General features: G+C 45.3%; 16 protein-coding genes. 13 read left to right on the top strand and 3 right to left on the bottom strand.

From position 1 onward, the window contains the following. Window positions 1-2: 2 nt before the first annotated feature. The 5 genes from bioB to MHB62_RS15485 all read left to right on the top strand — a co-directional run bounded on the left by bioB (window position 3) and on the right by MHB62_RS15485 (window position 5,692). Window positions 3-1,010 carry a biotin synthase BioB gene (gene bioB / locus MHB62_RS15505; RefSeq protein ID WP_017695470.1) on the top strand — a complete coding sequence of 336 codons (1,008 nt, stop codon included), beginning with the start codon at window positions 3-5 and terminating at the stop codon, window positions 1,008-1,010. Window positions 1,011-1,078: 68 nt separating this feature from the next. After that, window positions 1,079-2,266 carry a biotin biosynthesis cytochrome P450 gene (bioI, locus tag MHB62_RS15500; RefSeq protein ID WP_029318272.1) on the top strand — a complete coding sequence of 396 codons (1,188 nt, stop codon included), beginning with the start codon at window positions 1,079-1,081 and terminating at the stop codon, window positions 2,264-2,266. A gap of 76 nt (window positions 2,267-2,342) precedes the next feature. Further along, window positions 2,343-3,104 carry an NAD(P)-dependent oxidoreductase gene (locus tag MHB62_RS15495; protein ID WP_003245974.1) on the top strand — a complete coding sequence of 254 codons (762 nt, stop codon included), beginning with the start codon at window positions 2,343-2,345 and terminating at the stop codon, window positions 3,102-3,104. A 206-nt stretch (window positions 3,105-3,310) separates the two neighbouring features. After that, on the top strand, window positions 3,311-4,171 hold the full coding sequence (locus MHB62_RS15490; protein ID WP_015251420.1) for a carbohydrate ABC transporter permease: 861 nt from the start codon (window positions 3,311-3,313) through the stop codon (window positions 4,169-4,171). A 24-nt stretch (window positions 4,172-4,195) separates the two neighbouring features. Beyond that, window positions 4,196-5,692: an extracellular solute-binding protein gene (locus tag MHB62_RS15485; RefSeq protein WP_003229205.1), complete on the top strand. Its 1,497-nt coding sequence runs from the start codon at window positions 4,196-4,198 to the stop codon at window positions 5,690-5,692. Window positions 5,693-5,732: 40 nt separating this feature from the next. Here MHB62_RS15485 and MHB62_RS15480 read toward each other — a convergent pair whose 3' ends face one another. After that, window positions 5,733-8,051, bottom strand: a complete 2,319-nt coding sequence (locus tag MHB62_RS15480; protein WP_032722359.1) for a helix-turn-helix domain-containing protein — start codon at window positions 8,049-8,051, stop codon at window positions 5,733-5,735. Between the two features lie 215 nt (window positions 8,052-8,266). Between MHB62_RS15480 and rmgP the strand changes: the two genes are divergently transcribed. From rmgP to MHB62_RS15450, 6 genes are all read left to right on the top strand, one after another. Continuing rightward, window positions 8,267-9,232, top strand: a complete 966-nt coding sequence (gene rmgP / locus MHB62_RS15475) for a polygalacturonan/rhamnogalacturonan ABC transporter permease (RefSeq protein ID WP_015251423.1) — start codon at window positions 8,267-8,269, stop codon at window positions 9,230-9,232. A gap of 7 nt (window positions 9,233-9,239) precedes the next feature. Then, the gene (rmgQ, locus tag MHB62_RS15470) at window positions 9,240-10,361 is read left to right on the top strand and encodes an unsaturated rhamnogalacturonyl hydrolase (RefSeq protein WP_152550852.1); all 1,122 of its coding nucleotides are present in this window, start codon (window positions 9,240-9,242) and stop codon (window positions 10,359-10,361) included. Beyond that, window positions 10,358-10,861 (top strand): rhamnogalaturonan transport/degradation protein RmgS, encoded by a 504-nt coding sequence (gene rmgS, locus MHB62_RS15465; RefSeq protein WP_080287623.1) that lies wholly within the window; start codon window positions 10,358-10,360, stop codon window positions 10,859-10,861. Before rmgQ ends, rmgS begins: the two co-directional genes overlap by 4 nt. 11 nt (window positions 10,862-10,872) lie before the next feature. Then, window positions 10,873-12,159, top strand: a complete 1,287-nt coding sequence (locus MHB62_RS15460) for a Gfo/Idh/MocA family protein (RefSeq protein ID WP_032677104.1) — start codon at window positions 10,873-10,875, stop codon at window positions 12,157-12,159. Between the two features lie 21 nt (window positions 12,160-12,180). Beyond that, window positions 12,181-12,849, top strand: a complete 669-nt coding sequence (locus MHB62_RS15455; protein WP_032722357.1) for a YesL family protein — start codon at window positions 12,181-12,183, stop codon at window positions 12,847-12,849. 67 nt (window positions 12,850-12,916) lie between these two features. Beyond that, the gene (locus MHB62_RS15450; protein WP_003223398.1) at window positions 12,917-13,099 is read left to right on the top strand and encodes a sporulation protein Cse60; all 183 of its coding nucleotides are present in this window, start codon (window positions 12,917-12,919) and stop codon (window positions 13,097-13,099) included. Between the two features lie 36 nt (window positions 13,100-13,135). On the opposite strand, the gene opuD is transcribed toward MHB62_RS15450, so the two are convergent. Together opuD and MHB62_RS15440 are read right to left on the bottom strand one after the other, a co-directional pair. After that, entirely contained in the window at window positions 13,136-14,674 is a 1,539-nt protein-coding gene (opuD, locus tag MHB62_RS15445) for a glycine betaine transporter OpuD (RefSeq protein WP_015384403.1), read from the bottom strand. Window positions 14,675-14,862: 188 nt separating this feature from the next. Beyond that, complete coding sequence (locus MHB62_RS15440) at window positions 14,863-16,125, bottom strand: NAD(P)/FAD-dependent oxidoreductase (RefSeq protein WP_003229222.1); 1,263 nt, start codon at window positions 16,123-16,125, stop codon at window positions 14,863-14,865. Between the two features lie 203 nt (window positions 16,126-16,328). Between MHB62_RS15440 and murJ the strand changes: the two genes are divergently transcribed. Beyond that, window positions 16,329-17,963, top strand: coding sequence for a lipid II flippase MurJ (murJ, locus tag MHB62_RS15435; protein WP_014480588.1), 1,635 nt, complete (start codon window positions 16,329-16,331; stop codon window positions 17,961-17,963). A 68-nt stretch (window positions 17,964-18,031) separates the two neighbouring features. After that, window positions 18,032-18,751 (top strand): pseudouridine synthase, encoded by a 720-nt coding sequence (locus tag MHB62_RS15430; RefSeq protein WP_029318266.1) that lies wholly within the window; start codon window positions 18,032-18,034, stop codon window positions 18,749-18,751. Window positions 18,752-18,762 lie beyond the last annotated feature (11 nt).

Raw genomic sequence — 18,762 nt, 5'->3', positions numbered from 1 at the left:
GAATGAATCAATGGATGGAACTCGCAGACCGGGTGCTGGCTGGAGCAGAAGTGACTGACGAAGAGGCGCTTTCAATATTACATTGTCCTGATGAAGATATTTTGCTATTAATGCATGGAGCTTTTCATATCAGAAAACACTTTTATGGAAAAAAAGTAAAGCTCAATATGATTATGAATGCGAAATCCGGGCTCTGCCCGGAAAACTGCGGCTATTGTTCACAGTCTGCGATTTCGAAAGCGCCGATTGAGTCTTACCGGATGGTGAATAAGGAAACGCTGCTTGAAGGCGCGAAGCGGGCGCACGATCTGAATATCGGCACATATTGTATCGTGGCAAGCGGCAGAGGGCCGTCTAACAGAGAAGTGGATCAGGTCGTAGATGCGGTTCAGGAAATTAAAGAGACGTATGGACTGAAGATTTGTGCATGTCTTGGACTGTTGAAGCCAGAGCAGGCGAAGCGGCTCAAAGATGCCGGAGTAGACCGCTATAATCATAATTTGAATACGTCACAGAGAAACCATTCAAACATCACGACCTCACATACATACGATGACAGAGTCAATACGGTTGAAATCGCAAAAGAATCGGGGCTGTCTCCGTGTTCAGGCGCCATTATCGGGATGAAGGAGACGAAACAGGATGTCATTGACATTGCCAAAAGCTTGAAGGCTCTTGACGCGGATTCCATTCCGGTGAATTTTTTGCATGCAATTGATGGCACGCCGTTAGAAGGCGTCAACGAATTAAACCCGCTGTATTGTTTAAAAGTGCTGGCACTGTTCCGTTTTATCAATCCATCAAAAGAAATTCGCATTTCCGGAGGAAGAGAGGTCAATCTCCGCTCATTGCAGCCATTAGGGCTTTACGCCGCAAACTCCATTTTTGTCGGAGACTACTTAACAACTGCCGGGCAAGAGGAGACGGAGGATCATAAAATGCTGAGTGATTTAGGCTTTGAAGTTGAATCAGTCGAAGAAATGAAGGCCAGTTTAAGTGCGAAAAGCTGAAAGAATCAATAAAAGCAATCGGTATGATGTCGATTGCTTTTATTTTTGAACAGAAAGGAGAAAATCACGTGACAATTGCATCGTCAACTGCATCTTATGAGTTTTTGAAAAACCCATATTCTTTTTACGACACATTGCGAGCTGTTCATCCTATCTATAAAGGGAGTTTCTTAAAATATCCGGGCTGGTATGTCACAGGATATGAAGAAACGGCTGCTATTTTGAAAGATGCGAGATTCAAAGTCCGCACCCCGCTGCCTGAGAGCTCAACCAAATATCAGGACCTTTCACATGTGCAAAATCAAATGATGCTGTTTCAGAACCGGCCTGATCATAGACGATTGCGGACGCTTGCCAGCGGAGCGTTTACGCCGAGAACGACAGAGAGTTATCAGCCGTATATCATTGAAACTGTCCATCATTTGCTTGATCAAGTGCAAGGTAAAAAAAAGATGGAGGTCATTTCGGACTTTGCTTTTCCTTTAGCAAGTTTTGTCATAGCTAACATTATAGGTGTACCGGAGGAAGATAGGGAGCAATTAAAGGAGTGGGCTGCGAGTCTCATTCAAACGATTGATTTTACCCGCTCAAGAAAGGCATTAACAGAGGGCAATATTATGGCTGTGCAGGCTATGGCATATTTCAAAGAGCTGATTCAAAAGAGAAAACGCCACCCTCAACAGGATATGATCAGCATGCTCTTGAAGGGGAGAGAAAAGGATAAGCTGACGGAAGAGGAGGCGGCATCTACGTGCATATTGCTGGCGATCGCCGGACATGAGACAACGGTCAATCTCATCAGCAATTCAGTCCTTTGTCTGCTGCAGCATCCAGAACAGCTTTTGAAACTGAGAGAAAATCCAGATCTTATTGGTACCGCAGTCGAGGAATGTTTACGCTATGAAAGCCCCACGCAAATGACAGCCAGAGTTGCGTCAGAGGATATTGACATCTGCGGGGTGACGATCCGTCAAGGAGAACAAGTCTATCTTTTGTTAGGAGCGGCTAATCGAGACCCTAGCATATTCACGAACCCCGATGTCTTCGATATTACGAGAAGTCCTAATCCGCATCTTTCATTCGGGCATGGCCATCATGTTTGCTTAGGGTCCTCGCTGGCACGATTAGAAGCGCAAATTGCGATTAACACTCTTCTGCAGCGAATGCCCAGCCTTAATCTTGCGGATTTTGAATGGCGGTATCGGCCGCTTTTTGGATTTCGGGCGCTTGAGGAGCTGCCGGTGACTTTTGAATAAGCCTAAGAATGTGAGTGCCAAAAAAGTGTCAGCCCCGCCGAAAATGGGCAATCTATAAAAAAGGGGAGTGAACATCGTGAAAAAAGTGCTGATCGCCGGCGGAAATGGTGTGATTGGGAGACTGCTTGCTGAAGGGCTTATTTCAGACTATGAAGTGACTGTGCTTGATAAAGATCATTTCGATGGCAAAGCCTCTTCCATTCAGGCTGACGCGGCAAATTATGAGGAGCTGTTGAAGAAGATTCCAAAAGATACCGATGCCATCTTGAATTTACTCGCTGTGAAAATCAAATACGATATTATGGACATCGCTGAGTTTGAAAAAATGACGGATGTTTTCTATAGGGCAAGCTATTATCTGTGCCGTGCGGCAGCGGAGCTCGGCATTCAAAAGCTCGTGTTCGCCAGCAGCAATCATGTCACAGATGTATATGAAAAAGACGGGCGCTCGCTCTTAGGACGGGAAATCACAACAAGCGATTATCCGCTGTCAAAAAACTTGTACGGTGTATTAAAGCTGACCTCTGAACAGATCGGCCATTTGTTTTATTTGGAAAATAAGCTATCAGTAATCAACCTTCGAATCGGAACAGTCGTGACAGATGAAATGGATACGCTGCATGAAAAAGAACGGACGAAAAAGACACTGCTTTCTCACCCCGATCTGCTGTCGATTTTCAAAGCCGCCATTGAGACCAACATCCGGTATGGCACTTATTACGCCGTCTCTGATAATCCGGGCCGGCCATGGTCCATTGAATCTGCCGTGAATGAACTTGGGTTTTCGCCACAAATCAATACGGCTGAACTTCTGAACGAGGAGGAGAACGGAGCATAATCATTTTCTAAGATTATGCTCTTTTTCTTTTGTTATCGGTCTCAATTCGCGGCAGCCCCCGCCCGGCCGGGGACACTGTTCAAATGATTATAGACATGGCAATCACAGATTTGCTACATTTTAGACACGATATCGTCACATGCTGAGCTCGGTTTCCAAAAATATGATAACGCTTACAAAGGGAGGTGGGAGCTATCGCACATTCACTGAAAAACCGTCTGTTTGATATGTTGATTTATGGTTTCTTGCTGATGTTCGCTTTAATATGCGTACTTCCGTTCATTCATGTTATCGCAGCATCCTTCGCCACAGTAGAAGAAGTCGTGTCGAAAACATTTATTTTAATACCGACCACTTTTTCGCTAGATGCTTATCGCTACATTTTTTCAACAGATATTATTTATAAGAGCTTGCTTGTTTCTGTGTTTGTGACAGTGATAGGCACTGCGGTCAGCATGTTTCTTTCGTCACTGATGGCTTACGGGTTATCCCGCCGTGATTTAATCGGCCGGCAGCCGCTCATGTTTCTCGTCGTATTTACGATGCTGTTTAGCGGCGGCATGATTCCGACTTTCCTTGTGGTCAAATCGCTTGGATTGCTCGATTCTTACTGGGCGCTTATTTTGCCGACTGCCATTAATGCCTTTAACCTGATCATTCTGAAAAACTTCTTTCAAAATATCCCGTCAAGCTTGGAAGAGTCCGCGAAAATTGACGGGTGCAATGACCTGGGCATATTCTTTAAAATTGTGCTGCCGCTGTCTCTTCCTGCGATCGCAACGATTTCACTATTTTATGCGGTCACGTATTGGAACACGTATATGACAGCGATCTTGTACTTAAATGATTCAGCAAAATGGCCGATTCAGGTGCTCCTGCGCCAAATCGTCATTGTATCAAGCGGTATGCAGGGGGATATGTCTGAAATGGGGTCGGGCAGCCCGCCGCCTGAGCAAACCATTAAAATGGCGGTCATAGTGGTGGCGACCATCCCGGTTCTGCTTGTCTATCCGTTTATACAAAAGCATTTTGCAAAAGGAGCTTTGCTGGGATCTGTCAAAGGATAAAGAAATATGAAACGGAGGGGTACGATGGGAAACAAATGGAGGGTGCTTTTGATTGTGCTTGTACTGGCACTCGGCGGAGTGCTGGCGGGCTGTAAAGGAACTGATCAGTCTTCGGCTGAAGGCAAAGCTGGCCCAGATTCAAAGGTAAAGCTGTCTTGGATGGCGATTTTGTATCATCAGCAGCCGCCGAAAGACAGGGCGATTAAAGAAATTGAAAAGCTGACAAATACAGAACTTGACATCACCTGGGTTCCAGACGCGGTGAAAGAAGACAGGCTGAATGCAGCGCTTGCAGCCGGGAATCTTCCGCAAATCGTGACCATCCAGGATATTAAAAATTCGTCAGTCATGAATGCCTTCCGGTCAGGAATGTTTTGGGAAATCGGCGATTATATCAAGGATTATCCCAACTTAAACAAAATGAACAAACTCATTAATAAAAATGTCACAATTGATGGCAAGCTCTACGGGATATACAGAGAGCGCCCGCTTTCCAGACAGGGGATCGTCATTCGGAAGGACTGGCTGGACAATTTAAATTTGAAAACCCCGAAAACGTTGGATGAACTTTATGAAGTGGCCAAAGCATTTACGGAGGACGACCCGGACAAGGATGGGGAAGATAATACGATCGGGCTGACAGACCGTAATGACTTGATTTACGGTGCGTTTAAAACGATTGGCTCGTATGAAGGCATGCCGACAGATTGGAAGGAATCGGGCGGCAAATTCACGCCTGATTTCATGACACAGGAATACAAAGACACGATGAACTATATGAAAAAGCTGCGTGATAACGGGTATATGAATAAGGATTTTCCCGTCACAAGCAAAACCCAGCAGCAGGAGCTGTTTTCTCAAGGAAAAGCCGGAATTTATATTGGCAATATGGTAGATGCGGTCAATCTGCGCGACCATGCCTCTGATAAATCGATGAAGCTCGAGATCATCAACCGCATAAAAGGCCCAGATGGGAAAGAGCGGGTATGGGCATCAGGAGGCCATAACGGCGTGTTTGCTTTCCCGAAAACGAGTGTGAAAACGGAAGCTGAGCTTAAACGGATCTTGGCGTTTTTTGACCGAATTGCCGAAGAAGATGTCTATAGCCTGATGACTTATGGCATTGACGGCGTTCATTACAACAAAGGTGAGGACAAAACGTTTACACGCAAAGAAAGCCAGGTAAAAGACTGGCAGACTGATATTCAGCCGCTGTCCGCTTTAATTGCCATTGATAAAGCCTACTTAAAAAACACTGGAGATCCGCTTCGGACGGCGTACGAGGAGCTGACCGAGGATAACGAAAAGATTATCGTCTCAAACCCGGCTGAAAGCCTGTATTCCGCATCGGAGTCGGAACGGGGTGATGAACTGAAGAAAATCATTGATGACGCGACCTATAAATATATGATTGGAGACATCACAGAAAGCCAGTTCGATAAAGAAGTGGAAAAATGGGAGTCAAGCGGAGGAAAACAAATTATTCAGGAATACGAAGAAGCGTTTAAACAAGCGAAATAATGTTGGAAAAACCCAAAACGCGCAAGCGGTTTTGGGTTTTTTACATGCTTCTTTTTTGCTGGCGGTAGTTTCCCGGTGTAATCCCCTCCAGCTTTTTAAAAGACCTGATAAAATTTTGCGAGTTTTTATATTTCAGCTTTTCGGCAATGTCCTTGACCGCCATGTCTGTTTCGGCAAGCCAGCTTTTCGCCATATGGTGTCGGTAGCTTGAGACATACTCGCTGAATGAAATACCCATTTCTTTTTTGAAAATGCTGCTTAAATAATTTGGGTTGTAATGCAGCCTGCGCGCGATTTCGTCCAGTGTCAATTCGGATTGAAACTCATGATGGATGATATGAATGATGTTGTCGGAAATATTTTTGTACTGGGCATCCGCGCGGGCGTTCACTTTGTCTGTCATCGGATCAATAAACTCATTCTTTAGCCAGTTTTCGGTATCCTCGAACGTTTTCAGCTCAAAAATTTGGTCATACAGCATTTTGTTTTCTTCAAGCTCAAACAATTCGATCCCGAGCACATGCATCAGCTCAATCACATGGTTCAAAAAACGGGCGATGGCGATTTGAAATTGATACGGGTTGGTGTTCTGGGTGAAAATGGCTTGCAAAATCGCGTGCAGGCATTTATCCGCTTTCTCCTTGTCTCCTGCTTTGACAGCATCAAACAGCTCATGCTGAAGCTGCTTTGGAAAATGGGTTTTGAAGGTTTTTTTCTGGTCAAGGTCTTCGTAAAAAATGATCGACTTGTTTTCCGCTTTAAGCCGGTATTTCAACGCTTCTGAGCCTTCCGCATAGGCTGTTTTCGCTTTTGTCAGCACATCAAACGGCTGGCTGATGCCGATGCTGACAGACAGATGCAGCTCAGCTTCCGCTTTTTCCTGAATCATCCTTGCAGTCTCATTCAGCTCAGCCATGAATTCTTCTTTTGTCCCGCTTTGGTTGATCAAAATCGTCGCCTGCTGTTTGTCAACTACGGCGGGGGCAAGATGTTTGTCCGTCGGGATGCATCGCTCAATCAGGCTGTTGACGGCAAACAAAAGCAGATCCATATCTTTTTTCTCATAAGGCGTATGATTCAGTGTGTCAATTTGGAGCACAAGCAGGGCAAGGTGCCGCCAATTTTGCTTTAAGCCGAGGCTTTCAAAACGGTTATCAACCTCCTCATCCGTCAGTTTTCCAAGCATAAGCCTGACCATAAAATATTGCTGCAGATGAGTGGCCTGCTGCTTCATCGTTTCTTCAAGGTCGTCATTTCTGTCCTTCAGCTGCTTAAAGCTCTGTTCAATTAACTCAAATTCATTTTGAGGAGGCTGTTGTTTCTCTTGTATGGCTCCATGTCTTGCGAATGATTCGTAAAGCACCCTGATCGGCTTGTAAAAATGGCGGGAGCCCAGCCAGGAGAACAATAATGAAAGCGTTAACAAAATAAGGCATACTGCAAAAGTGATCCAGCCGATTGATTTGGCTTCTTTTTTTAGCTCAGGCAGGGAAACGAGAGAAAAATAAGTCCATGTATTATAGTCAGATTTTTGATAGGTGACTTTATAATGAATCCGGTCAATAACTGTTTCAAACTGTCCGCTATTGGCGGTTTGCGCCAGCACTTTTTGGACAAAGCCGTCGTTATGAAGAGTTTCACCAACGTCAGACATATTGTTATGAAGGATGATGCGGCCTTTTTCATCGATGATAAACAGGTTGTTGGCGTTTGAATAGCCAGGCATATTTTTGACAAGCGAGCAGCTCGGGATGCTTGCGGCGGCCAATCCCTTTGTATTTGTGCTGTTCAAAGGAAGCTGCTTAATTAAATTGATATTGTAGCGGCAGTTTTCTGATGTGCCTTCTTTGGTTGAAATCAAATGATTGTTTTCCTCAAGCGTCCAATAGGAACGGCTCGCTTTGTGTTTCGTGTATGCTGAGGCTGCTTCATGAAGAGTATCTGTATTCAAACGGTACAAACCAGAATTGTTCATGTACCATTTTTTCGTATAACTGACTAACGTCATGTTGGACAGATCGGTATCAAAGCTTTGCAGATAATTGAGCTCTTGGTTCACTTGGTTATAGATTTGGAATTGGTCTGAGTGCAAAGGCTCGGACAATGTGCGAAGGAGAGGCGGCGAACTCACATAGTGGGTTAAAGAGTGATCGACGGTTTTCAATATATGCTCGATGCTTTGCTGGGTCTGCTGGAGTGTGTCGAATTTTTCCTCCGAAACGTTGGAAATAGCCGTTTTCTGAGAGTGCTCGTACGAAAACAATCCGACCAAAATAACCGGAATGGTGTTGAGCAGGCAGAAAAACGTGATCAGTTTGTAGTAAAACTTGTATTGGCTTCTTTTCATAAAACCCCCCATTTCATAACATCCACTTCACCTTAATACAATTAATCCAAAGATTGATAGATATTGTCAATAATCATTTTCTAATATCGGTGTCTTTTTTTCAGGTGGACCTGTTGAACCCTTGATTATAAAGGGATAAAACAGGATGTGATCATATGATTGTAGACGGACTTTTGCCTGCTGCGCTACAGTGAATGCAAGAACCCGTGAAAGGAGGCTGGGAAAAAATGAAAACAGCAGAAGCGCAAGCGCCGGCTGTTGATACAGTCATTTTTAAAAAAGAAAAAAGAAAGCGCTTACTAAGTAAGCTGATTCAGCAAAAATATTTGTACTTGATGATTTTGCCGGGGTGTATTTATTTTTTGCTTTTTAAGTATGTCCCGATGTGGGGAATTGTGATTGCGTTTCAGGATTATCAGCCGTTCCTCGGCATTTTGGGCAGTGAGTGGGTGGGGCTGAAGCATTTTATCAGGCTGTTTACTGAGCCTACATTTTTTCTCTTGTTAAAAAACACGCTCGTGTTATTTGCTTTGAACCTGGCCATATTTTTCCCGGTGCCGATACTGCTGGCGCTTCTATTGAACGAAGTGCGGATTGCTCTCTTTAAAAAATTTGTTCAGACGCTGATTTATATCCCGCATTTTATGTCTTGGGTCATTGTTGTATCGCTTTCGTTTGTGCTGTTAACGGTAGACGGAGGCTTGATTAATGAACTGATTGTGTTTTTTGGCGGTGAAAAAATCAATTTTCTGCTGAACGAAGAATGGTTCCGGCCCCTGTATATTCTTCAGGTTATCTGGAGGGAAGCGGGCTGGTCGACGATCATTTATCTGGCGGCCATTACAGCGGTTGACCCCCAGCTGTATGAAGCGGCGAAAATGGACGGAGCGGGACGGCTGCGGCAAATGTGGCATATTACGCTGCCCGCCATTAAAAGCGTTATCGTCGTTTTGCTGATTTTGAAAATCGGAGACACGCTGGAGCTTGGCTTCGAACATGTGTATTTGCTGTTAAATGCGACAAACAGGGAAGTGGCGGAAATTTTTGATACGTACGTTTATACTGCAGGGCTGAAACAGGGCCAATTCAGCTACAGTACAGCAGTCGGCGTATTTAAAGCGGCGGTCGGGCTGATTTTGGTCATGCTTGCGAATCGTTTGGCGAAGAAATTTGGCGAGGAAGGAATTTATTAAGAAAGGGATGGGATCAATGGATCAATCAATCGCTGTAAAATCGCCTCTTACGTACGCGGAGGCATTGGCAAAAACCATTATGAATACGTACACAGTCGAGGAGCTGCCTCCTGCAAACCGCTGGCACTACCATCAGGGTGTTTTCTTATGCGGTGTATTGCGGCTGTGGGAAGCAACCGGGGAAAAGCGGTATTTTGAGTATGCGAAGGCCTATGCAGATCTCTTAATCGATGATTATGGCAATCTATTATTTAGAAGAGATGAACTGGACGCCATTCAAGCGGGTCTCATTCTTTTTCCATTATACGAGCAGACGAAGGATGAACGGTATGTCAAAGCGGCAAAAAGGCTGCGCGGCTTATATGGAACACTGAACCGGACGTCTGAGGGCGGTTTTTGGCACAAAGACGGTTATCCTTACCAAATGTGGCTTGACGGCTTATACATGGGGGGGCTGTTTGCACTGAAATATGCCAATCTGAAGCAGGAGCCGGAGCTGTTTGATCAGGTCGTGCTGCAGGAGTCATTGATGAGAAAGCATACGAAGGATGCAAAAATCGGACTCTTTTATCACGCCTGGGATGAAGCGAAAAAAATGCCTTGGGCCAATGAAGAGACAGGCTGTTCACCGGAATTTTGGGCACGTTCCATCGGCTGGTATGTCATGTCTCTTGCTGACATGATTGAAGAGCTGCCGAAGAAGCATCCAAACCGTCACGTGTGGAAAAACACGCTGCAGGACATGATTAAAAGCATCTGCCGCTATCAAGACAAAGAGACGGGGCTATGGTATCAGATCGTTGATAAGGGAGACAGGTCTGATAACTGGCTGGAAAGCTCAGGATCCTGTCTGTACATGTACGCAATCGCAAAAGGTATCAATAAAGGCTATCTAGACAGAGCTTACGAAACAACACTGCTAAAAGCGTATCAAGGCTTGATTCAGCATAAAACCGAAACATCAGAAGACGGCGCGTTTCTCGTCAAAGACATATGTGTCGGAACGTCAGCCGGTTTTTATGACTATTATGTCAGCCGCGAAAGAAGCACAAACGATCTGCACGGGGCCGGAGCGTTTATTTTAGCTATGACAGAGCTGGAGTCTCTTTTTAGGTCAGCGGGGAAATGACAAAAAAGATACGTACGGCTTTGTGTGTGATCGTCTCAGTGCTCTTTTTGGCATCATGCTCAAGCAGGCCGGACGGAATGCATGTCATTCTCTTTTCTGATATGCAGGCTGGCGTACAGGAAAAAATAAAAAAGGCCGCCGAGCAGAATGCCGGGAAGGTCGATATCTTTCCAGCTTTTCAGGAAAAACTGCTGACTGAAATTACCGCCCATGAGGGAGATGTTTTCATCGTGCCTGAAGACATGTTTCAAGCTTACAATGATCCGGAAAATTTTCAGCCGTTAAACGGATTACCTCCTGAAAAAACATCTCCTTATACAACTGTTAATAATAAAACAGGAGAAAAAACGATCTATGCCGTTCAGATCGAAAAAGGGAAAAAACAGCTGAACGGCTATTCTTTTCGATTGAATCGCGATATGGCGGCGTTTATCCCTGTGTATGCTGAAAAAACAGAGGAAGCGCTGCAGCTGATTTCTCAACTAACTGAAGCCCGATAGAGGTGAGGATATTGAAGAACATCGTCTTTTGCGGATTGAGCAGCAGAGCATTCAGTATGTTTATCAAACCGCTGTTGGAGCGGTTTTCAACTCATTATGAGATTACGGGATTGCTGGATGCCGATCCGAAACGTTTTGCCGTTTGCAAAAAGAAATTTCCCGAGCTGGCCCACGTGCCTGAGTTTAGCGAAGATGCTTTTGACGAGATGATGCGCGTCTCAAAGCCTGATATCGTCATTGTGGCAGGCAGGGACGATACGCATATCACATATATTGTAAAAAGCCTTCAGTGGGATACAGATGTAATTACTGAAAAACCAATGGTGACAACAGTGCAGGATGCGAATCGGGTGCTTGAAGCGGAGGCCAAAAGCGAAGGAAAAGTCACCGTCGCGTTTAACTATCGCTACAGCCCGTTTCATCGGAAAATAAAAGAAATGATTCTGGACGGAAAAATAGGCAGGGTCACCTCCGTTGATTTAAATTGGTATATTGATACGTATCATGGCGCCAGCTATTTTAAACGCTGGAACAGGTCGAGACAGTTTTCCGGCGGTCTTTCTGTCCATAAATCAACACATCACTTCGATCTCGTTAATTGGTGGCTCGGGCAAAATCCGGAAGAGGTATTTGCTTATGGCGCCTTGAATTACTATGGGCCGGACAGTGAGTGGAACCCCTTGCCGGAAGAAGACGGGCGTTTTTGCGGGACGTGCCGTGTTAAAGAAAAATGCCACTACTATTCAAGGTGGCATCCCCGTTCCTCTAAAGCTTCTATAAAAGATGATCATCTCGAAGCAGGAGACCAGTCTAGCTTATATACTGCATACAGGCCTGACGCGTGTATTTTTGACGAGGAAATTGACATCGAGGATACGTACGTGGCGGCAGTCAAATATGATGGCGGCGCACTGTTAAGCTACTCGATTATTTTTTCGGCCCCGTATGAAGGCTACCGGCTGACGATCAACGGCACAAAAGGGCGTATTGAATCAAATGAATTTCACGAACCTTCCAGAATTCCGTTTGCTTTTCCTGAGCAGACAATCGATTACTATCCGCTTTTTGAATCAAAGCAGACGATACAAGTGGTCAAAAATGAAGGGGGGCATGGCGGAGGTGATCCGCTTTTGCTTGAGGATCTTTTTTTAGGAAAAGACCCGCTGCGCCGCTATGATATTTTAGCCGGGGCTGAAGCTGGAGCCTACTCCATCGCGGTTGGTGAGGGAATGTGGCGCTCGGTTGCCGAAAAGAAGCCGATCGGCATGAAAGAGCTTTTTCAGATGCAGAATGTATAATGCAAAAAAGGAGGGGGCGCCATGGAACATGATGGCTCACTGGGACGGATGCTGCGTTTTTGTGAATGGATTATGAGATTTGCGTATACAAACTTGCTGTGGCTGTTTTTTACGTTACTCGGTCTCGGCGTGTTTGGCATCATGCCCGCGACCGCGGCTTTATTCGCTGTCATGCGGAAGTGGATCCAGGGGCAGGACAACGTTCCGGTGCTCAAAACGTTTTGGCAGGAATATAAGGGTGAATTTTTTCGTTCAAATCTGCTCGGCGCTGTACTGGCGCTCATAGGAGTGATCATTTATATTGATTTGGCCTTCATCTATCCAAGTCATTTCCTTCTGCACATCCTGCGCTTCGCCATTATGATATTTGGCTTTTTGTTCGTATCCATGCTTTTTTATGTGTTTCCGCTGCTTGTCCATTTTGACTGGAAAAAACGTCTGTATGTGAAATTTTCGCTCTTGCTCAGTGTGGCGTATTTGCAATATACGCTTGCTATGCTTGCGCTGACTGTTGCTCTCTTTTTCTTGCTTGCGTACCTGCCGGGCATTGTCCCTTTTTTTAGCGTCAGCCTTATCAGCTACTGTCATATGCGCATTGTTTATGCCGTACTGCTGAAAGTGGGGCAGCACGGCGGCGAGCCACAGAGGAAATCCCATATACGGAAAGCTTTTTATCCGGAAACGAAATAATCATCATTTCTCTATCATAACGCTGTTCCAAACGGAATAGATTGAGAGAGAAAGGAGAGCGGATAAAATGCTGAAGGTAGCGGTATTTGATGAAGAGCATGAAAAAGACTTACAAACGGAAATCAATTCATTTTTAAAAGGGATATCGGAGGAGCAGCTGATTGATATCAAATATACGGTTTCGGCGGCGTGCGACCCAGACGGCGAGCAGCTTTACTGTTTTTCCGCCCTTATTTTATATCGCAAATAAAAAGATCTTTCCGCAGGCGCGGAAAGATCTTTTTTGTTAATATGCTTTTTTCACTCTTGGACTTCTCGGTTTATCGAGTTTCTCCGCTTTTTTGATCTCTCTTCTTTCTTTTGAGAGCGATTGATAGAGAGAGGCAATCATCAGCAGGATAACGATAGAAAACGGCAGCGCTGCCAGAATCGCTGTGTTCTGCAAAGCGGCAAGCCCTCCGGAATATAGGAGCACAGCCGCCATGGCAGACTGAATGATCCCCCAGCTGAGTTTCACAGAATTCGCCGGATTTAAAGAACCGTACGACGTCTGCATGCCCAGCACGAATGTAGCTGAATCTGCAGACGTGATAAAAAATACTGCGATCAGAATCAATGCAAGGATCGATGTCACCATTGTCAGCGGATAGTGATCAAGTGTTCCGAACAGCATCGTTTCAGTGGACAGCTTTGCTACATTGAACGTGCCTTTTTGCTGGAGATCCATGGCTGATACGCCGAAAATGGAGAACCATAGAAATGTCAAAATACAAGGTGTCACCAAGACGCCGATTAAAAATTCGCGGATCGTCCGGCCTCTGGATACACGGGCGATGAAAATGCCGACAAATGGAGACCAGGAAATCCACCATGCCCAATAGAAAATCGTCCAGCTGTTAATCCATTCGCGTTTTTCAGGATCGTTCGGTGTCAGTCTGAAGCTCATTTGAACGATATTTTGAATGTATTGTCCGATAGAATCTGTAAATGAGTTCATGATCAGCACTGTAGGCCCGACAACGAGCATAAACAACATTAACAATCCGGCCAATACCATGTTTGTGTTGCTTAAATACTTAATTCCTTTTCCGAGTCCGCTCCACGCAGAAAGTAAAAAGAGCACTGTCACAATAATGATTAAAACCAATTGGACGATAAACGCATTCGGAATGCCGAACAGGTAATTCAAACCGCCGTTAATTTGGGTTGCGCCAAGACCAAGACTAGTTGACACCCCGACAACAGTGGCGAAAACTGCAATACAGTCAATGGCCTTTCCGATCGGTCCGTTTACTTTATCCCCGAGAATCGGTGACAGTGTGCTGCTGATTAATCCGGGCGCGCCTTTGCGGAATTGAAAATAGGCAATGCATAATGCCACAATGGCATAAATGGCCCAAGCGTGCAAACCCCAGTGGAAAAACGTATAGCGGAGTGCATCTCTGAAGGCTTGGGGGGTTTCTGTTTCACCTGATGGAGAGCTAATTGCGTAATGGCTGATCGGTTCAGCCGCACCGTAGAATACTAAGCCGATTCCCATGCCTGCGCTGAACAGCATGGCAAACCATGATAATAACCCGAATTCCGGTTTTTCATCAGGCTTTCCGAGTTTGATTTTTCCGATCGGGCTGAAAATCAAAAAGAGACAAAACCCGACAAACAAAGAGACAACTAAAAGATAATACCAACCAAATGAATCGGTAATAAATGCTTGTGCCGATTGAGACACATTTTGCAGGCTGTCAGGAGAAATAACACCCCATAATACAGCTGCAGCTGTGATTGCAATCACAATCCAAAATACACTAGATATATGTTTCAACATTTCTCACCCTCTAATTTTTTGTGTACGCCTATATCTTGCTCGCAGGCTTAGTATGGTCGTACGATGGCAGCTCATTCCTCTCTTAAAATTACCCCGCAATCAGGTGAAACAAAACAAGTCTCACCCTAACATGAATGCGGGGAATGTTCAAATGTGAGTTTGGCGGCAAGAGATTTAAAGAGTAATGATTAAGAACGGGCGTATTGCCCGGCATTTAGCCCTGCAAGCCTGCCTGTGACAAGGGCGGAGGTAATGTTGTATCCGCCTGTGTAGCCGTGGATATCCAGAATTTCACCGCAAAAATAAAGCCCCTCCATTTTTTTAGAAGCCATTTTTTTCGGGTCAATTTCTTTTACAGATACCCCGCCTCCCGTGACAAATGCCTTATCAAGCGACAGTGTGCCATTTGCGAGGACAGTAAACTGCTTGCAGTCCCTTACAAATTGTCTGAAAGGATCCTTCGGCAGCTCAGAAAACGATACGTTCGGAGAGATGCCGTTTTTTTCGAGCAGGAATAGGAGATAGCGCTCCTGCATCCAAGGCTTCAGCACGTTTTTAATGGTTTTTTTCGGTGCTTCCTTCAGTTCTTTATACATCTTTTGGAAAAGCGTTTCTTCATTGATATCAGGATACAAGTCGATTCTGATCGGCACTTGAGGCTGTTTTTTCAGCTCTTTTACGACAAATTGGCTGCATCTGAGAATGGCAGGTCCTGAGAGGCCGAAATGGGTAAACAGCATGTCCATTTTATGTGTGATAATCGGTTTGCCTTTTTTATTTAACACACTGACGGCTACATCTCTTAGTGATAAGCCCTGAAGTGTTTTTTGCTTAATGAACGGTTCGCCAGAAGTGACGGGAACCTCTGTCGGAAACAGCTCTGTTATGGTATGGCCCGCGGCTTCAGCCCATTCATAGCCGTCTCCCGTGCTTCCGGTATGAGGCACGCTTTTACCGCCGACAGCGATAATGACTGCCTGGCTATGGATCATTTCGCCATTATTCGTCACAATCCCTGCTGCCTGTCCATCTTCATATAAAACAGATTTAATTTTCTCGTTCGTTCTGATTGTTACACGGAGCTGCTTCAGCCTGTTTAACAGCGCGTCTACGACACTTTGGGCTTTGTCGGTCACAGGGAACATCCGGCCGTGATCCTCTTCCTTCAATTGAATGCCGAGGTTTTCAAAAAACTTGATAATGTCTTCATTATTAAATTCAGAAAACGCGCTGTATAAAAAACGCCCGTTGCCGGGGATGTGCTTGATAATTTCTTCCACAGGAAGGCGGTTCGTCACATTACAGCGGCCGCCCCCGGAAATCGCGAGTTTCCGACCTAATTTATTTCCTTTATCTATCAGCAACACGCCAGCGCCCTGTTCTCCTGCTGCAATCGCAGCCATCAAGCCTGAAGGGCCTCCGCCGATTACGATTACGTCATATTGTTTCATCTTTATCATCAACTTTCTTTTCATTTCGTGTGCGGACACCCCGTCCGCAGTACTATTATAGCGAAAGAAAGCCGCTCCTTAAACGTCTTTTGCCGGCGGACATGAATGTTCACAGGATTGCTTTTGTATTTATTACCGTCTAAATGCCCAGTTGTGGTAAAATAGAAAAGTTGAATCTTCGTAGAAAATGGTGATGAAGAAACATGTCAAGCAAACTGTTAAGAGGCACGTTTGTATTAACGCTCGGTACATATATATCGCGGATTCTGGGGATGGTCTATTTAATTCCCTTCAGCATTATGGTCGGGGCGACAGGCGGTGCATTATTTCAATACGGATACAACCAATACACTTTATTTTTGAATATTGCTACGATGGGCTTTCCGGCCGCTGTTTCTAAATTTGTTTCCAAATATAATTCAAAAGGGGATTATGAGACAAGCAGGAAAATGCTCAAGGCGGGCATGTCGGTTATGCTCGTCACAGGAATGATAGCCTTTTTCATTCTGTATCTATCGGCTCCGATGTTTGCGGAAATATCGCTGGGAGGCAAGGATAATAACGGCTTGACAATTGATCATGTCGTTTATGTCATCCGCATGGTCAGCTTAGCGCTTTTGGTCGTACCGATTATGAGCCTTGTCCGCGGATTCTTTCAAGGGCACCAAATGATGGGTCCGACAGCTGTTTCCCAAGTCGTTGAACAGATTGTCCGCATCATCTTTCTATTGAGTGCGACATTCTTGATTTTGAAGGTTTTCAACGGCGGCCTTGTCATCGCTGTGGGCTATGCAACCTTCGCAGCGCTGATCGGTGCCTTCGGAGGGCTGGTCGTGCTTTATATTTATTGGAACAAACGGAAGGGCAGCCTGCTGGCGATGATGCCGAATACGGGTCCGACAGCAAATCTAAGCTACAAGAAAATGTTTTTCGAGCTGTTCAGCTATGCTGCTCCGTACGTTTTTGTCGGACTAGCCATCCCTTTGTATAACTATATTGATACAAATACGTTTAACAAAGCGATGATTGAAGCCGGTCATCAAGCCATCAGCCAAGACATGCTTGCGATTCTAACCCTGTATGTTCAGAAGCTCGTGATGATCCCGGTTTCCCTAGCAACTGCTTTCGGACTGACATTAATTCCAACGATTACTGAATCGTTTACAAGCGGAAACTATAAGCTGTTAAATCAGCAGATTAATCAAACGATGCAGACGATCCTGTTTTTAATTATTCCGGCTGTTGTCGGGATCTCTCTATTGTCAGGACCGACGTATACGTTCTTTTACGGGTCAGAGAGCCTTCACCCTGAACTGGGGGCAAACATTTTGCTATGGTATTCGCCAGTCGCAATTCTGTTCTCTTTGTTTACAGTCAACGCAGCCATTCTGCAGGGCATCAATAAGCAAAAATTTGCAGTTGTCAGCCTTGTGATCGGCGTCGTGATCAAGCTTGTGCTGAATGTTCCGCTGATCAAGCTGATGCAGGCTGACGGAGCGATTTTAGCGACGGCGCTTGGATATATCGCTTCCCTTTTATATGGGTTTATCATGATTAAGCGCCATGCAGGCTATTCGTATAAGATACTTGTTAAACGAACTGTTTTGATGCTGGTCTTATCAGCCATTATGGGTATTGCCGTGAAAATCGTGCAGTGGGTATTAGGCTTCTTTATTTCCTATCAGGATGGCCAGCTGCAAGCTGCGATTGTTGTGGTGATCGCAGCCGCTGTTGGCGGAGCAGTCTACCTGTATTGCGGCTACCGATTAGGATTTTTGCAGAAAATTTTAGGCCGCCGTTTGCCAGGTTTCTTAAGGAAAGGCAGACATGCAGGCTGATGAACTAGATATGATGAAACTGAGGGCTCGCATGCTGCGGGCTTTCTTTTATAAAGGAGAGATTGGGAATGAGACTTGATAAGCTGCTTGCCAACAGCGGGTATGGTTCCAGAAAAGAAGTCAAAGCCGTTGTGAAGGCTGGAGCCGTGATGATCGACGGCAAACCTGCCAAAGATGTAAAGGCGCACGTTGATCCTGATACGCAGGAGGTGACCGTATACGGGGAACCGGTTGATTATCGAGAGTTCATTTATCTTATGATGAATAAACCGCAGGGCGTGCTGTCGGCGACTGAGGACAGCCGGCAGCAAACAGTGGTCGATCTGCTGACGCCGGAGGAGATGAGATTTGAGCCATTTCCAGCCGGCAGGCTTGATAAAGATACAGAGGGCTTTTTGCTGCTCACAAATGACGGGCAGCTCGCACATCGGCTCCTTTCTCCTAAAAAGCATGTTCCAAAAACGTATGAAGTCCATTTAAAATCACAGATTTCTCGGGAAGACATCTCCAATTTGGAAACGGGTGTCTACATAGAGGGCGGCTATAAAACAAAGCCGGCAAAAGCGGAAATCAAAACAAACGACAGTGGCAATACCGTGATATACCTGACAATTACAGAAGGAAAATACCATCAGGTCAAGCAAATGGCAAAGGCTGTCGGCAATGAAGTGGTTTATCTGAAGCGGCTTTCGATGGGACGCGTTTCCCTAGATCCCGCTCTGGCACCCGGAGAATACCGTGAGCTGACAGAGGAAGAGCTTCATTTGCTCAATGAGCCGCAAGCATGACAAAAACCCCG

This window comes from Bacillus sp. FSL K6-0255 (assembly GCF_045040725.1).
Classification (GTDB): domain Bacteria; phylum Bacillota; class Bacilli; order Bacillales; family Bacillaceae; genus Bacillus; species Bacillus subtilis.
The sequence above is the reverse complement of the archived record's forward strand: the minus strand, read 5'-3'. Positions and strand labels throughout refer to the sequence as shown.

Excerpts from the sequence above, each read along its gene's own strand:
- bioB (WP_017695470.1), top strand. The coding sequence starts at position 3 with ATGAATCAATGGATGGAACTCGCAGACCGGGTGCTGGCTGGAGCAGAA.
- MHB62_RS15485 (WP_003229205.1), top strand. The coding sequence starts at position 4,196 with ATGGGAAACAAATGGAGGGTGCTTTTGATTGTGCTTGTACTGGCACTC.
- MHB62_RS15480 (WP_032722359.1), bottom strand. The coding sequence starts at position 8,051 with ATGGGGGGTTTTATGAAAAGAAGCCAATACAAGTTTTACTACAAACTG.
- rmgP (WP_015251423.1), top strand. The coding sequence starts at position 8,267 with ATGAAAACAGCAGAAGCGCAAGCGCCGGCTGTTGATACAGTCATTTTT.
- rmgQ (WP_152550852.1), top strand. The coding sequence starts at position 9,240 with ATGGGATCAATGGATCAATCAATCGCTGTAAAATCGCCTCTTACGTAC.
- rmgS (WP_080287623.1), top strand. The coding sequence starts at position 10,358 with ATGACAAAAAAGATACGTACGGCTTTGTGTGTGATCGTCTCAGTGCTC.
- MHB62_RS15455 (WP_032722357.1), top strand. The coding sequence starts at position 12,181 with ATGGAACATGATGGCTCACTGGGACGGATGCTGCGTTTTTGTGAATGG.
- MHB62_RS15450 (WP_003223398.1), top strand. The coding sequence starts at position 12,917 with ATGCTGAAGGTAGCGGTATTTGATGAAGAGCATGAAAAAGACTTACAA.
- opuD (WP_015384403.1), bottom strand. The coding sequence starts at position 14,674 with ATGTTGAAACATATATCTAGTGTATTTTGGATTGTGATTGCAATCACA.
- MHB62_RS15440 (WP_003229222.1), bottom strand. The coding sequence starts at position 16,125 with ATGAAACAATATGACGTAATCGTAATCGGCGGAGGCCCTTCAGGCTTG.
- murJ (WP_014480588.1), top strand. The coding sequence starts at position 16,329 with ATGTCAAGCAAACTGTTAAGAGGCACGTTTGTATTAACGCTCGGTACA.
- MHB62_RS15430 (WP_029318266.1), top strand. The coding sequence starts at position 18,032 with ATGAGACTTGATAAGCTGCTTGCCAACAGCGGGTATGGTTCCAGAAAA.